Source organism: Micromonospora sp. NPDC048909 (assembly GCF_040649635.1).
In the GTDB taxonomy this organism is placed as follows: domain Bacteria; phylum Actinomycetota; class Actinomycetes; order Mycobacteriales; family Micromonosporaceae; genus Micromonospora.
In genome coordinates this window covers 602,814-618,353 of sequence record NZ_JBEZFU010000001.1, presented here as the reverse complement: position 1 = coordinate 618,353, position 15,540 = coordinate 602,814, and the positions used below count along the sequence as shown (strand labels likewise).

Annotated in this window: 9 protein-coding genes; 7 read left to right on the top strand and 2 right to left on the bottom strand. The window is 68.9% G+C overall.

What is annotated here, in order from left to right; translation table 11 throughout:
* Nucleotides 1-33 precede the first annotated feature (33 nt).
* Entirely contained in the window at nucleotides 34-480 is a 447-nt protein-coding gene (locus tag AB0C04_RS02965; RefSeq protein WP_357047334.1) for a glutaredoxin domain-containing protein, read from the bottom strand.
* Between the two features lie 1,352 nt (nucleotides 481-1,832).
* Between AB0C04_RS02965 and AB0C04_RS02960 the strand changes: the two genes are divergently transcribed.
* The 4 genes from AB0C04_RS02960 to AB0C04_RS02945 all read left to right on the top strand — a co-directional run bounded on the left by AB0C04_RS02960 (nucleotide 1,833) and on the right by AB0C04_RS02945 (nucleotide 6,339).
* Nucleotides 1,833-2,159 (top strand): DUF6331 family protein, encoded by a 327-nt coding sequence (locus AB0C04_RS02960; RefSeq protein ID WP_357047331.1) that lies wholly within the window; start codon nucleotides 1,833-1,835, stop codon nucleotides 2,157-2,159.
* Nucleotides 2,160-2,473: 314 nt separating this feature from the next.
* Nucleotides 2,474-3,442 (top strand): alpha/beta hydrolase, encoded by a 969-nt coding sequence (locus AB0C04_RS02955; RefSeq protein ID WP_357047328.1) that lies wholly within the window; start codon nucleotides 2,474-2,476, stop codon nucleotides 3,440-3,442.
* A gap of 258 nt (nucleotides 3,443-3,700) precedes the next feature.
* Nucleotides 3,701-4,582: a hypothetical protein gene (locus AB0C04_RS02950; RefSeq protein WP_357049075.1), complete on the top strand. Its 882-nt coding sequence runs from the start codon at nucleotides 3,701-3,703 to the stop codon at nucleotides 4,580-4,582.
* Between the two features lie 950 nt (nucleotides 4,583-5,532).
* Nucleotides 5,533-6,339: an HAD-IB family hydrolase gene (locus AB0C04_RS02945; RefSeq protein ID WP_357047325.1), complete on the top strand. Its 807-nt coding sequence runs from the start codon at nucleotides 5,533-5,535 to the stop codon at nucleotides 6,337-6,339.
* 152 nt (nucleotides 6,340-6,491) lie between these two features.
* Here the strand turns inward: AB0C04_RS02945 and AB0C04_RS02940 are convergent, their stop codons facing one another.
* A complete protein-coding gene (locus tag AB0C04_RS02940) occupies nucleotides 6,492-7,238 on the bottom strand; it encodes an oxidoreductase (RefSeq protein WP_357047322.1) in 747 nt (248 codons plus the stop codon).
* A 328-nt stretch (nucleotides 7,239-7,566) separates the two neighbouring features.
* On the opposite strand from AB0C04_RS02940, the gene acs reads away from it, so the two are divergent.
* From acs to AB0C04_RS02925, 3 genes are all read left to right on the top strand, one after another.
* Nucleotides 7,567-9,558, top strand: a complete 1,992-nt coding sequence (gene acs / locus AB0C04_RS02935; RefSeq protein ID WP_357047319.1) for an acetate--CoA ligase — start codon at nucleotides 7,567-7,569, stop codon at nucleotides 9,556-9,558.
* A gap of 267 nt (nucleotides 9,559-9,825) precedes the next feature.
* A complete protein-coding gene (locus AB0C04_RS02930) occupies nucleotides 9,826-12,618 on the top strand; it encodes an immune inhibitor A domain-containing protein (protein WP_357047316.1) in 2,793 nt (930 codons plus the stop codon).
* Between the two features lie 404 nt (nucleotides 12,619-13,022).
* Nucleotides 13,023-15,329 (top strand): immune inhibitor A domain-containing protein, encoded by a 2,307-nt coding sequence (locus AB0C04_RS02925; protein ID WP_357047313.1) that lies wholly within the window; start codon nucleotides 13,023-13,025, stop codon nucleotides 15,327-15,329.
* Nucleotides 15,330-15,540: the final 211 nt, after the last annotated feature.

The following is a 15,540-nucleotide window of genomic DNA, read 5'->3' as shown; positions in this document are numbered from 1 at the left end:
CCCTCCCAGCAGGTACTTTGCCGATCCGCGACGCTAGCCCCGGTCACCGAGGGCGCGTATCCGGTCGCGCAGCCAGCCGGGGTCGGGGTTGACGAAGGATTCTCCACCGACCACGACGGTCGGCACCGTCTCGTCGCCCCCCGTCACCGCCCGGACGGCAGCCGCACCGGCGGGATCACGCCAGATGTTGACCCAGTACGCCTGTCGCGCATCCCGGCCGAGGCGGGCGCGCAGCCGTAGGCAGTACTGGCAGCCGGGCCGCCAATAAATGATCACTCGGCCGTCACCCGCGCTGCGCTCCTGCGCCTGGGCGGCGTCGACGGACCTCGGAAAGACCAGTGGCGACAGCAGGGCCGCCAACCCGAGAAACACCAGCAGCTCAACGGCACCGGTCTGGGTCGAGCCGGTCGCGAACAGGGTGCCCGCCACGACCGCCCCGCAGACCAGCGCGATGCCCGTCAGCTTCCAACTACGCAGCATGCCGCCGGACGCTACCCGCCGGCGTGCACTACGCGGTACGGCTGCCGGCCGGCCGGTGGGAGGAGTTGTGACCTGGGACTCAACGCTGGACCTGGAAAGGGACGACCCCGTCGGGGGGATGCGGTCTCAAGCTGTCGGCTGCTGCCAGGTGGTGTCGACGAACAGGTGCGGGGCCTCGTCGGTTGGCGTTTGGATCTAGCGCACATCAAGGCTCTTGCTGCCTTCTTGCTGCTTCGTTGCCTTTGCCGGTCACCTGCCCTGGCGGTAGGTCAGTGAGCGTGGCTTGGACGGAGGCAGGCAGCCCGGCAGCGGCGCCGCGCGACGCGCTGTACGGCAGCAGAGGGTGATGGGTATCTTCAGCTCACGCCACAACACTTAGGTCGAGGGAGCTCGGTGTGATTCCTGCACGCCAAGCTGCACGGCCTTTCGCATGACTACGACGTGCGGGCACCCTCGAACTTGCTCCCGAGTTGCCGACGTTGCAACAGCATCAAGAGTGCACGGATTTCACCCAACACGCCTATTATCGGCATCTTGGTACAAAGCGCGGAGAAGCGGGCGAAGAGGGTCACCACGAGGGCGGCAAAGTTCAAGGCTGACCGGAAGGTTGACGAAGCCTTCAATCTCCTTACAGATATCTTCTCTGACCAAGGCCTTGACCTCGCCAGCCTGAAGGAAGCAGGCAAGGAATGGACTCGCGCGCTCGGCAGCGAAGGTGATTGCTCCTGTGGTCGCCGCCCTGCCCGAAGTCCAGGAGGCCGGAGCCCTGCACCCGGACCTCCAAATAAAGGTCGACTTCGGCGGCTGGACGCTTGTGAAACCGCTGACTCCTTCCGTTGCACTTGTTTCGAGTGGCGACCGAATCGGCGTGCTCGGTTCCCACCCCAGCTATGTTTGCTCGCACTGCGGCAGCAACGGCCCGTGGAACGGCACGCAGTGTCCGACTTGCGGGAACCGAGAAGCACCGGATTGGTGACCGTATCGATCCGTAGTCGGCTCCACTAGCCGACCCAGGCCGAACGCCGCCTGGAGTGGACGCGCCGCATCTTGCTGCACCGCCCTGACTCCCCAGCCGCTTCGTCCCGAACGCCGTACCGGGCCTTCGACGGCTGTAGTCCGTAGGCCTTGAGTACCGGATTCTCGCGGATCGCCGTCAAGCGGTGCGGTCCTGCATCGGCGGTCGTGGTGCGTGTCGCTGGCTCCTTGATGCTTCCCTGTCCTAACTCAATGACTTTCGGCAACGCGGTCGCCGGACGATCCGGGCCACTGGCCGCCACATTCCGCAGTCCGGTGACGGGCGCTAGCATCGGCTACCCGTCACCGTTGCGGTGGGCTCAGCGGAAGGAGCGGCAATGGTGGACCTGTCGGTCGAAATACCACCGCCCCTGAGCAAGTGCATCATCTTTTGCGAGGCCGAGTGTGTCCGCGAGTGCTGCGGGCTCGACGCCATCTCCACCGATCCCGCCCTTATCGAGGCGTGGTGCCGTCAGGTGGGGTCGGCCGCGGTGGTCGAGGCTCGGCTTCAACTCGCCGAGCTGATCGAGGTGGTCGAGGACCTCTCGCACCGCGTCACGTCGACATTCCTGAACCACCGCACGCACGACGACGCCGCGCGGCGTCAGTTGCTGGACTTCCTGGCCGCGTTCGACGCGGGACTGGCGGCTGGCGACGCGTCGTGAGCGGTCGACGCTCCATCGGGCACGGCCGGGGCACGGCGGCGCGTGGACTGAACCCCCTAACCCCTGCCTTGCAAAGGCGGACGCAGTGATTTGTTGGTGATCAATGCCGACGAATGGCGTTGGAGCCAAGGACGTTGCTACGTGACGGAGCAGTGGTCCTCTTGCGTCGCAGACCCGCCGGCTGTCAGCCGAACAGAGGAAGGTCAACGACAACCACATCCATGGCCGTCGGCGTTGTGGCAGCGTCACCCAAGACAGGGCGTGACGGAAGCGGCACTCCAGTGCCGTGATCTGCGGTGAGAGGGGATCCCGATATGAGCGCATCGTCCACCGGCCCGCTCGCCGCGGAGGGCCCCGGCTCCGTCTCGCAGGCTCCGAACCTTCCGGACGGGTTCACGGACACGTTCACCAGCCGGTACGTCGACGCCGGGGCACTGCGTCTGCACGCGGCCATCGGAGGCGACGGGCCGCCGCTGCTGCTGGTACACGGCTGGCCCCAGACCTGGTACGCATGGCGGCTGATGATGCCGGCGCTGGCCGCGAGCTTCGAGGTGATCGCGGTCGATCAGCGTGGTATGGGGCTGTCCGACAAGCCCCGGGACGGCTACGACACCGCAACCCTCGCAAACGACCTTGTGGCGTTGATGGACGCGCTCGGCCACCAGCGGTTCGCCATGGTCGGCTGCGACACCGGACTGCTCATCGGCTACGCCCTGGCCGCTGATCATCCCGACCGGGTCGACCGCCTGGCCCTCGGGGAAGCCCCTCTTCCGGGCGTGTCTCCCACGCCGCCACTGATCCTTCCCGCGCCGCTCAACGAACGCCTGTGGCACATCCCGTTCAACGCACTTCCAGAGGTCAACGAGAAGCTCGTCAGCGGGCGGGAGGACATCTTCTTAGACGCGAAGTTTTCGGCTGCGGCCGGAAAGAAGATGCTGCCCACCGACGCCGTCAAGTATTACGTCGACCTCCTCGCGGCCGACCCGGAGGCGCTGCGCGGCTGCTTCGAGCTCTACCGCGCTTTCCCGGTGACCCAGGCGCAGAACGAGCAGCGCAAGACCCGCCGGCTGACGATGCCCGTCCTGGCGATCGGCGGAGCGGAAAGCTTCGGCGAACAGGTCGGCAAGTGGATGGAACTCGTCGCGGACGACGTGCAAACCGTGGTCCTGCCCGACTGCGCACACTGGGTCGCCGAGCAGGCTCCGGACGCGATGCTCGCCGCCCTGACCGGGTTCCTGGCCCCGTACCGGGACGGGTGGCTCGCGGCCCGCAATCCGCGCTGAGCCTTACGCCATCGCGGACCAGAGTTGCGGCCAGACGTCCCATCGATCACGGCGACTTCGACGTCGGGATCGGTCGAGGCGGGCTCCGGGAGAGTCTCGGGCTTCGCCTCGTTCAGGAGAACGACGAATGCAGGGCTTGTCGGCGGCGTGCCGTGGTGGTCCTGTTTGGGTGTTCCCGTCAGTGCGGTTGCCAACCCGCCGACGCCAGCGGGCGAAATGGTGTTCGTCGGCGTCGACGAATTGGCCTACCGTCGTCGGATGGCCTTCCCCAGTCGCCCGCCATTGCCGCCCGACGTCGACCCCGATCTGTGGTTCGACACCGAGAAATGCGGACGGCACTACCTTCTCGACGGCAATGCACACACGTTCCCCGGGCGCATGCTCGCCTACTGTGCCGAGCGTGGCATCCGTACCCGGGTGGCCAAGGGTGAGATTGGCGTCTGCTCCGAGCAGGCCCAGTACTTCGTACGCGGGTTCTTGTCCGGCAATGAGCCGGCCCCACCGGCGTCCGACAGCGACACCGACTTGGCCTACCTCGCCTGGAGCGAAGCGGCTGCTCGTTTCCGGGACACCGGACACTGGCTCGACGTCGACGCGCACGCTGACGCGTCCGGTGACACCGATACGGACTCGTCCGAAGGCACCGCTGCGGATTTCGATGGCGGCGGTGTCCCCGACGCCAAGGCGGAGGAGTTCGCCCCCCGGTTGCGGGCCTTGATGCGTGAGCAGGAGACGGCACGGGTGGCCCTCATCGTCGACGTGCCGAACAGCGGCGCCGACCACGCCGTTGAGGTGGCCGCGACGCTCGCCGAACGGGTCGGCAGGCGGACCTGTGACAGCGCCGGTCCTGTCGAGGTCAGTCGGCCGGTGTCGTTCACCCGGGTGTACGCGCTGGTCGGCATCACTGGGCACCGTCCATGGGTGGCGGTGCAGACGGCCATGACAGCGCTTGGTCGCAGCGGCTGGGCTCCGGCGACCGCGGTCGACGGCGAGCAGTACGTGACGGCCGAGTTCAGGGCGGACCGCGAGCTCAACCGAGGTCTCGACGCGCTTGGAGTGAGCGCTGTGGAAATCCACGCCGGCTATGGACTGGGACACGACTCGTCGCGTACGCCGGGCAGTTGGCGGCCGCGCAACTGACGCGGAGGCCAGCCCTGCGGCCGCGCCGCCTTCGACTCCGCAAAGTATGTTCGGACAACCCGACCCCGGGACCGTTCTCGACTTACCTTACGGATGCCGGGTCAGCACGCTCCCGCCTTGAAATCTCGAAGAGGTCAGGGACAGTACGGACGCCGGGTGCACCCGGCTCAACACCGCGGCTGCCGGTAGATGCGGGCAGCCCACGTGACGCCGCCCAAACGCGTGAGGCAGGGCGGCCGGCACATCCGACGTGCCAGCGGACCTCGCGGGCGAGCCAGACGTCACGCCGGGTGAGCCGTCCCCACCGAGCGGGAGGCCGTTGCCTGCGTGGCGGCCAAGGCCGTCGGCGGGATGCGGTTCCACGACCTGCGCCACGCCTACGCGACCTGGCTGGTCACCGACGGCGTCCCCGGTCAACCGGGTGCAGCGGGTGATGGGCCACGAGCAGGCGTCCACGACGCTCATCGTTACACCCACACCGGGGACGACTACGCCACGCGCGTCCTGGCTGCCTTCGACGGCTCTGCTGCCTCCCTGCTGCCTCAGACCGGAGAAACGCCCTCAGACGACGCCCTCGACGGGGACGGAGACGAGCTGTGACCTGGGCCTCAATTCACAACCCGGAAAGGGACGACCCCCGTCGGGGGGAGACGGGGGTCGTCGGGAGGTTCGGCTCCGGGGGGGTCGAGCCGAACCAACTCAGCGGTCACGGGGGGTGCAACCGCTGAGGGTCTGCCTGTTGTGCGACATATGCATGCTCGTCGTACGGACAAGTCTGCCTGAGCGGACCTGTTACGTCGAGTGGTGTTCACTCCACTCCCTGCGAATTTGTTTCGCAGAGTGTGATCGCGATCACCGTCAGCAGAGATGATCGGGTCGGCCCGCCGGTCTGGAGATCACCGACCCCGGGCACCCGCCGACCATAGACCATCCGGCTAGACTTTCGCGCCGTGGGCCGAGGTGCCGCTTTCTTCGATCTGGACAAGACCGTCATCGCCAAGTCGAGCGCATTGGCGTTCGGTCGGCCGTTCTACCGGGACGGGTTGATCACACGGCGTGACGTGGTCAAGTCGGCGTACGCGCAGCTGATGTTCCGGCTGGGCGGCACCGACGAGCAGACCATGGCCCGAACACGGGACTACCTGGCCACCCTCTGCAAGGGCTGGCAGGTGGAGCAGGTCCGCCAGATCGTCGCGGAGACGCTGCACGAGCTGATCAACCCGTACGTGTACGCCGAGGCGGCCGCGCTCATCGAGGAGCACCAGGCGGCCGGCCGGGACGTCGTGCTGGTCTCGGCCTCCGGCGAGGAGATGGTCCGGCCGATCGGCGAGCTGCTCGGGGTGACCGACGTGATCGCCACCCGGATGACGGTGCAGGACGGTCGGTACAGCGGCGAGGTCGAGTTCTACGCGGCCGGCCCGAGCAAGGTCGAAGGCGTCAACGAGCTGGCCGCCGCGCGCGGCTACGACCTCGCCGACTCGTACGCCTATTCCGACTCGTACAGCGACCGGCCGCTGCTGGAGTGCGTGGGCCACCCGACCGTGGTGAACCCGGACCGCCAGCTGCGCAAGCTGGCGGCGGAGAACGCCTGGCCGGTGCTCGAGTTCCGGCACCCGATCCCGCTGGGCCGGCGGCTGCGCGAGCGCCCGGCCGTCCCGGTGGCCGCGGCCGCTGCGGCGGTCGGCGTCGGGGTGGCGATCGGCATCGCCTGGTACGGCCGGCACCGCCGCACCCGCGCCACCTCCACCACCGCCTGACGCACCCGGACCCGAGGGCCGCACTCCGGACCCGAGGGCCGCACGACGCAAGGTGAGGCCGCGCCTTCGGGGAAACTGCTGTCTCACGACGTCGGGAGGCAGCAACTTCCGGGAAAGTGCGCGGTCCAGTCTCCAGGCGGCGTGCGACCCGGTCAGGCGGCGGCCAGGACCTCGTCGCCGATCTGGGTGAGCTGGTCGGCGCCCACCTCGACGGCGCTCATGTAGTGCCGCAGCCACGAGCGGAGCCCGTCCGGGGTGCCGGTGGCGAAGGCGCCTGCCGAGCCGACGTACTCCGGCTCGCGCTCGTGGTGGCCGACGTCGACGGCGAGCAGGCCGCGCGGGTCGAAGCCGCTGGAGAGCAGCACCAGCCGGGCGGCGCCCCGGGCGACCACCCCGGACGGCCCGGCGAAGGGGCGCAGGTTCAGCAGTTCGCCGTGCACCACGGCGGCGAGCACCAGCGGCGGGACCTTCGTGCCGCCGGCGGCCAGCCCGGCCAGGCCGTCCAGCCGGGCGCCGACCACCGGATCGGCCACCGGCCGCCCCAGCTCCGGCTCGGGTACGACGTCCCGTGCGGCGAGCACGTGCAGTCGGGCCAGCGCCTGTCGGGGCGCCTTCGGCCAGAGGTCGGTCAACCCGGGCAGGGCGCCGGCGACCCGTAGCGCGCCCTGGACGACGGGGTCGGTGACGGTGCCGGCGCGCACCGCCTCGCGCTCGCGCGGGTACCCCTCGAGGGCCGCGCTGGCCACCGCGGACCGGAGGCTGACCTCGGCGGCGACCTGGCCGCCGTGCCGGCGCAGCGCGCGGTGCCGCAGCGCCTGGTCGAAGTGCTCGCGGGCGCGCTCGACGGCGGGGGCGATGTCGGCGAGCGCGAGCAGCGGGGCGAGCGGGTCGGTGGTCACCCCGTCACGCTAGCGACCCGGCCCGCCGGGCCGGGCGAGAGCCACCCGGAAGGCGATCGACGCCACCGGGCCGGCGTCAGCCCGCCGACAGGACGCATCGACCCGCCCCGACAGCGCCGCCGGACACGGCGACCGCCACCGCCGGGCCGGACGCAGATCCGACCCGACGGCGCGGCCGGACACGTCAGCCGGGGCCGTCGTGCAGCTTGGCGCGCGCCGGGGGCCGCTCGGCGCGGTACGGGCGGGCGGCGGTCGCCCACGCCGACCGGCCGGACTAACCTCTCCCCCAGACGAGACGCAGGTCACCCCGAGCGACGAGGAGTCACGGATGAGCGAGGCATTGGCCAATCTGCTGAACGAGACGCGCCAGTTCCCCCCGCCAGCCGCACTCGCCGCCGAGGCCAATGTCAAGGCCGACGCCTACGACGAGGCAGCGGCCGACCGGCTGGCCTTCTGGGAGCGGCAGGCCGACCGGCTGGCCTGGTCGAAGCAGTGGGACCAGGTGCTGGACTGGTCGAACCCGCCGTTCGCGAAGTGGTTCGTCGGCGGTGAGCTGAACGTGGCGTACAACTGCCTGGACCGGCACGTCGAGGCCGGCCGGGGCGACCGGGTGGCGATCCACTGGGAGGGCGAACCGGGTGACACCCGCACCCTGACGTACGCCGACCTGCACACGCTGACCTGCCAGGCGGCCAACGCGCTGACCGAGCTGGGCGTCACCGCGGGCGACCGGGTGGCCATCTACATGCCGATGATTCCGGAGGCCGCGGTCGCGATGCTGGCCTGCGCCCGGATCGGCGCCACGCACAGCGTGGTCTTCGGTGGCTTCTCGGCGGACGCGCTGACCAACCGGATCCAGGACGCCAGCGCCAAGCTGGTGATCACCGCGGACGGCGGCTACCGGCGGGGCAAGCCGTCGGCGCTGAAGCCGACCGTGGACGAGGCGGTGGCGAACTGCCCGTCGATCGAGCACGTGCTGGTGGTCCGCCGCACCGGCGAGGACGTCGCCTGGTCCGCCAAGGACCGCTGGTGGCACGAGACGGTGGAGACCGCCTCGCCGGAGCACGCCGCGCAGCCGTTCGACGCCGAGCACCCGCTCTTCATCCTCTACACCAGCGGCACCACGGCCCGGCCGAAGGGCATCCTGCACACCACCGGCGGCTACCTGACCCAGACCTCCTACACCACCCACGCGGTGTTCGACCTGAAGCCGGAGACCGACGTCTACTGGTGCACGGCCGACATCGGCTGGGTCACCGGGCACTCCTACATCGTGTACGGGCCGCTCTCCAACGGCGCCACCCAGGTGATGTACGAGGGCACGCCGGACACGCCGCACAAGGGCCGGTTCTGGGAGATCGTCGACAAGTACAAGGTCACCATCCTCTACACCGCGCCGACGCTGATCCGCACCATGATGAAGTGGGGCGAGGACATCCCGGCCGGCTTCGACCTGTCCTCGCTGCGGCTGCTGGGCAGCGTCGGCGAGCCGATCAACCCGGAGGCGTGGATCTGGTACCGGCAGCACATCGGCCGGGGTGAGCTGCCCGTCGTGGACACCTGGTGGCAGACCGAGACCGGCGCGATCATGATCTCCCCGCTGCCGGGCGTGACCGAGGCCAAGCCGGGCAGCGCGATGACGCCGCTGCCGGGCATCGTCGGCGACGTGGTGGACGACCAGGGCCAGTCGGTGCCCAACGGCGGCGGCGGTTACCTGGTGCTCCGCGAGCCGTGGCCGTCGATGCTGCGCACCATCTGGGGTGACGACAACCGGTTCATCGAGACGTACTGGTCCCGGTTCGGCGCCGGCGCCGGCGGGTCGGGCGGCGACTGGGTCTACTTCGCCGGCGACGGAGCCAAGAAGGACGACGACGGGCACATCTGGCTGCTCGGCCGGGTGGACGACGTCATGCTGGTCTCCGGTCACAACATCTCCACGACCGAGGTGGAGTCGGCGCTGGTCTCGCACCCCTCGGTGGCCGAGGCGGCGGTGGTCGGCGCGACCGACCCGACCACCGGTCAGGCGATCGTCGCGTTCGCCATTCCGCGGGGCAGCACGGACATCGCCGGCGAGGCGGGCGAGCAGCTCATCGCGGACCTGCGCAGCCACGTGGCGAAGACCCTCGGGCCGATCGCGAAGCCCCGGCAGATCATGCTGGTGGCCGAGCTGCCGAAGACCCGTTCGGGCAAGATCATGCGCCGGCTGCTGCGGGACGTGGCGGAGCACCGGTCGCTCGGCGACGTCACCACGCTCCAGGACTCCTCGGTGATGGATCTGATCTCGGCGGGCATGAGCGGCGGAAAGTCCGACGAGGACTGACGGCAGGCGTACACCTCGGAGGGTGGTGGTCCGGTGGACCGCCACCCTCCGTCACGTCTTACGGCTGCCCACCCAGATCGTTGCCGACTGTCATATCGGTCGGTCGGGGGAGCCGGGAGAAGCTGAACGGACATAGGCGAGCTTTGACCCCTGTCGCTCCGGTCGGTTCTGATTTAGGTTCACGCACGTCGAGCCGGTTCGACGGGCATCACTCTCTCGATCGGTCGGCCGACGTCCTCCTTTGCCATGCCCGAGAAATGGAGTGGCATGAACAAAAAACCCCAGTCCGGGGCACGCCGGCGCCTACTCGTCGCGCTGCCCGCCGTTGCTCTCGCGGCCACGTCACTGACCGTGACCGGCAGCGCCGCGGCCCAGACGACCGCGGCCCCGCGCGCGGTCATCGGGGCCGATGAGCACTACATCAACTACGCCGAGCCCGAGGTGCAGCCGGATACCGGCGGCCGCGAGGTCAAGGGCAAGGACGGCGTCTACACCTCGCCGCCCGACGAGGCGCGGGCGTTCGACCGCAAGTACGCACGCGGCAACCCGGTGACCGCCCGGGAGCTGGCCAAGATCGAGGCCAAGTCCATCCGGACCAAGCAGAACCCGCGGAAGATCAAGCAGGCCCCCAGCACCCAGACGGCGAAGCTGTTGACCCTGCTGGTGGAGTTCAACGACCAGGCCAACGACGACTTCACCGACGTCATGGTGCCGAGGACGGTGTTCGAGGACCGCACCTGCGTGCCGGGCACGGTGCAGAACGGGCCGAAGCACAACAACATCCCGAACCCCGCCAACCTGGGGTACGAGGACAACAACTCGATGTGGGTGCCGAACTTCTCGCCCAACCACTACGACAAGATGCTCTACACCAAGACGGGCATCACCGAGCGGGTGCGCAAGGACCTGAAGGGTCCGGACGGCAAGCGCGGCATCGACCTGTCCGGCCGCACCATGCACAACATGTACCTGGAGATGTCCAAGGGCGCGTACACCGTGGACGGGCAGGCCAGTCCGTGGATCACGGTGCCGCACTCGGAGGCCTGGTACGCGGCCAACCGCTGCTTCCAGGACGAGAACGGCAACTGGGTCGCCGGCCGTCAGCAGTCGATGAACGGCCACCCGGACAACCCGGCCGGTGCCGGCCGTCTGGCGACCGACGCGATCACCACGCTGGCCGCGACGAACCCGAACTTCCCGTGGGCCGACTACGACATCGAGGACCAGGGCGACCGGGACGGCGACGGCAACTTCTTCGAGCCGGACGGTGTGATCGACCACCTGGTGCTGGTGCACGCCGGCAAGGGCAAGTCCAGCGGCGGTGGCGCGCAGGGCGTCTACGCGGTCTGGGCGCACTCCTCCTCGGTGCCGGGCGGCTTCGCCATCCCGGGCACCAACCTCCAGGTGTCGAACTACATCGTGCAGCCGGAGGACGCCGGCGTCGGCGTCTTCGCCCACGAGTTCGGTCACGACCTCGGTCTGCCGGACCTCTACGACACCTCCGGCAACGCCGACTCCGACGTGGACTTCTGGGACCTGATGGCCTCGGGCTCGCACTCGGGTGAGATCTTCCAGGCGCTGCCGACCCACATGGGCATCTGGGACAAGTGGGTGCTCGGCTGGGCCGACCCGCTCACCGTGGCCCCCGGTTCCCAGGCCCGGACGGTGGAGCTCGGGCAGACCTCACGCACCCCGGTCCGCACCGAGGACGGCATCAAGGTCGACCTGCCGGACAAGGTGATCACGCTGGCCACGCCGCACAGTGGCGCGAACATGTGGCACAGCGGCAACGACCAGGACTGGGCCGACGTCAAGCTGAGCCGCTCGGTGGCGGTGCCCGCGGCGGCGGACGCCAAGTTCTGGATGTGGAACAACTACGTCATCGAGGCCGACTGGGACTACGGCTTCGTCGAGGTGTCGACCGACGGTGGCACCACCTGGGCCGAGCAGAAGGTCTACGACGAGGCCGGCAACGTGGTCACCACGCCGGACAACTACCCGGACCCGAACGGCCGGATGAACGACTTCGGCGGCAAGAAGTACGGCCTGACCGGTAGCACCGACGGCTGGCGGCACGACTACGTCGACCTGTCGGCGTACGCCGGGACGACGATCCAGCTGCGGCTGCGCCAGGCCACCGACGAGGCGTTCGTCGAGCGGGGCTGGTTCGCCGACGACTTCTCGGTCACCGGCGGCGGGGCCACCACCTGGACCGACGACGTCGAGGGCGGCGCCAACGGCTGGACGGCCACCGGCGGCACCTGGGTCGACACCACCGGTGGCGGCTGGAACATCGACAGCGGCACCATGACGCAGGCGCACTACTACCTGGCCGAGTGGCGCAACTTCGACGGCTTCGACAAGGGCCTGAAGTACGCCTACGACACGATCTACTCGCGCGACGCGTGGAAGGTCGACCGGATCGCGTACAACGCCCCGGGCATGCTGGTCTGGTACCGGGACACCGCGCTCGGCGACGTCAACCACGTCACCGGGCAGCTCACCGCGCTGCCGAGCTACGGCGCGAAGGGCGGGTTGCTCATCGTCGACTCGCACTTCGACCCGTACCGGCGGACCGGCCAGGCCGCGGTGAAGGACCCGTCGGTGACGGACAACCTGCCCAGCCGACCGCAGTCGTCGAACGCGGCGTTCTCGCTGAACTCGACGTACCCCTTCACGGAGTGCCTGGAGGCGGCGGGTGAGCCGTACAGCGCGTACTGCACCAAGTTCCGCTCGCAGCCCCCGGTGAAGGCGTTCACGGACGCCAAGGGCTGGTACCCGGGCATCGAGATGCGGGACGGCGCGGCGTACGCCCGGGACAGCGACGCCTCGGTGGTGCTGCCGTCGCGGAACAACGCGCCGTACACCACCCGGGTCACCAACCCGGACGGCACGCCCGCGCCGGAGTTCTACGGGGTGACCCTGGGCGGTGGCGTGATCGTGCTGGGCACCGGCAACCCCGGTGACCAGGGCGTCAACTTCGGGGTCTCGCTCACGATCAAGAAGACGAAGCGGGACAACTCGTCCGCGACGATCTACGTGACGCCGGCGAGGAACTGACCGCGCACCCGTCCTCGCGACGGGTGGTCAACGGGCGGCCCGTCCGAAGCGTTCGCTTCGGGCGGGCCGTCCGCCGTCTGGTCGGCGACCCCGCGGTGCGGCTCGCACGACCTCGTGCGGACCGCGGATGTGACGATCTCAGCGACGTCGGCGCTCCCCATTGGGGACTCCATAATTCCCGCTACTCACCGTGATCGTGATCGAAACGTAACGTGAACAGTTGCCTAAGGCTACGGCCTGCTTGGACCGATTTATCGCGCTAAAACCTCCCAGAAGGTCGAGCGCCGTCGAACAAAGGACTCGTGACATTCGTTCAGCCCTCTGTCAGGGTGAGTGACGCATCTCATGACAGTGATGGCTTCGGCAACGCATGTCATGTAACAGATCCACAAAGGAGGAGACCTTTGAGGAGACGAGTCACAGCCGGTCTGGCCACCGCCACGGCCGCGCTGCTGGCGGCGGGAGTCGTGGCGACGCCGGCCTCCGGCGCCCCGGCGGCAGGCCCGACCCCCGGATCCGACAAGGCGAAGCACGGTCGCGACAACCTGCCTGACCCGAAGGCGGACCAGCACCGGGAGCTCCGCAAGCAGGCCATCGCCGACCTGCTCACCGGCAAGGCCAAGCTGCAGAAGCGCAACGGCTCGAACGTCATCCAGGTCAAGGACGACCTGTTCGTCGAGTACCAGCAGGCTCCGAAGGTCGACCCGATCTTCACCATGCTGGTCAACTTCGGCGACAAGACCGACCCGCGTACCGGCGGCACCGCCGGCCCGGTGGTGAACCAGATCCCCGAGCCGGACCGCAACTGGGACGGCAACGCCACCGACGACAACAGCACGATGTGGCGGCCCGACTTCCACCGCGAGCACTACCTGGACATGTTCTACGGCGAGGGCGAGTCGTTCCGCGACTTCTACCTCACGCAGTCCGGTGGCCGGTACACCGTCGGTGGTGACGTGACCGACTGGGTCACCGTCCCGTACAACGAGGCCCGGTACGGCAGCAACGCCATCTCCGAGGCCGACGGCTCCTGGAACTTCATCAAGGACAGCGCCACGTCCTGGTATGACTCCCAGGTCGCCGCCGGCAAGACCGCCGCCCAGATCAAGGAGTACCTGGCCCAGTTCGACGTCTGGGACCGGTACGACTTCGACGGGGACGGCAACTTCAACGAGGCCGACGGCTACATCGACCACTTCCAGGCGGTGCACGCGGGCGAGGGCGAGGAGGCCGGCGGCGGCGCCCAGGGCGAGGACGCCATCTGGTCGCACCGCTGGGGCGCCTTCACCAACCTGGAGGGCGTCGCCGGCCCGGCCGGCAACCTCTCCGGTGGTGTGCAGATCGGTGACACCGGTCTCTGGATCCGGGACTACACCACCGAGCCCGAGAACGGCGGCCTGGGCGTGTTCGCCCACGAGTACGGTCACGACCTCGGCCTGCCTGACCTCTACGACACCGACGGCGGCGACAACGGCGTCGGCTTCTGGAGCCTGATGGCCTCGGGTTCGTGGCTGAGCCACGGCACCGACGACATCGGGTCGACCCCGGGCTACATGGACCCGTGGTCGAAGCTCTTCCTCGGCTGGCTGAACCACAGCGTGGTCGAGGAGGACAGCGGCACCACCCAGGTGACGCTCGGCCCGGCCGGTGACAACGACGGGCCGAAGGCCCAGGCGGTCGTGGTCAACCTGCCGTCGCAGACCCAGACCACCGAGTACAACACCCCGTTCGCGGGCTCGTACGAATGGTGGGGCGGCAGCGCGGACGACCTGAAGAACTCGCTGACCCGCACGCTGGACCTGACCGGGGCGACCACCGCGTCGATCACCGCGAAGGCCCAGTACGACATCGAAGAGGACTTCGACTACCTCTACGCCGAGGTGTCCACCAACGGTGGCACCAGCTGGACCTCGCTCACCAACTCGCTGGTCGACGCCGGTGAGACCGGGATCGACGGCTCCAGCAGCGGCAACTGGGTGGACCTGACCTACGACCTGTCCGCGTACGCCGGGCAGACCGTGCAGTTCCGCTACCGCTACGCGACCGACGGCGGCGTGCACTTCGCCGGCGCGTTCCTGGACAACATCTCGCTGACCAGGAACGGCACCGCCGCGTGGACCGACGACGCGGAGACCCAGGCCGCCGAGTGGAGCGCGAAGGGCTTCACCCGGATGTCCGGCTCGGTCACCGACGTCTACCCCCGCTTCTACATCGCCGAGAACCGGACCTACCTCGGGTACGACGACGCGCTGCGGACCGGCGGGTACAACTTCGGCTACGCCAACACCCGGCCGGACTTCGTGGACCGGTACGCCAACCAGCCCGGCATGCTGGTCTGGTACGTGAACTACGCGTACGGCGACAACAACACCTCGGCGCACCCGGGCTACGGCCTCAACCTGCCGGTCGACGTCCGGCCCGGTCCGATCACGGTCAACGGCCAGGGCACCCTCACCAACCGGCGCAGCGGCTTCGACGCCACGTTCAGCACCAAGCAGAAGCCCGCGCAGACCTTCCGCCTCAACGGGGTGCCGGTCACCCTGCCGAAGCTGAAGGCCAACCGGGTCTTCGACGACAGCGTGGTGGACCGCTACTGGTCGCCGCAGAACGAGCAGAACTCGGTGAAGGTGGCCGGTACCGGCACCCGCATCGAGATCGTGAAGCAGGGCAATCACCCGACCGACCTGATGGTCGTGCGGGTCAGCAACTGATCCATCGAAGAATGGTGGGGCCGGTGGCGGAGACGCCGCCGGCCCCACTTTTTCGGTCCTCGAACCATTTGATCGAAATGCACCGCTGCACGTGCGCGCGTTCCGGCCCGCTCCTGCTCACGAACGTTGATGGAGCGCTCGGGGTGTGACGGCTGACGACAGGGCAAACAAAATCTTGCAACAAATCGACGCGTCCATCTTCCCACCCGTC

Excerpts from the sequence above, each read along its gene's own strand:
- AB0C04_RS02965 (WP_357047334.1), bottom strand. The coding sequence starts at position 480 with ATGCTGCGTAGTTGGAAGCTGACGGGCATCGCGCTGGTCTGCGGGGCG.
- AB0C04_RS02960 (WP_357047331.1), top strand. The coding sequence starts at position 1,833 with ATGGTGGACCTGTCGGTCGAAATACCACCGCCCCTGAGCAAGTGCATC.
- AB0C04_RS02955 (WP_357047328.1), top strand. The coding sequence starts at position 2,474 with ATGAGCGCATCGTCCACCGGCCCGCTCGCCGCGGAGGGCCCCGGCTCC.
- AB0C04_RS02950 (WP_357049075.1), top strand. The coding sequence starts at position 3,701 with ATGGCCTTCCCCAGTCGCCCGCCATTGCCGCCCGACGTCGACCCCGAT.
- acs (WP_357047319.1), top strand. The coding sequence starts at position 7,567 with ATGAGCGAGGCATTGGCCAATCTGCTGAACGAGACGCGCCAGTTCCCC.
- AB0C04_RS02930 (WP_357047316.1), top strand. The coding sequence starts at position 9,826 with ATGAACAAAAAACCCCAGTCCGGGGCACGCCGGCGCCTACTCGTCGCG.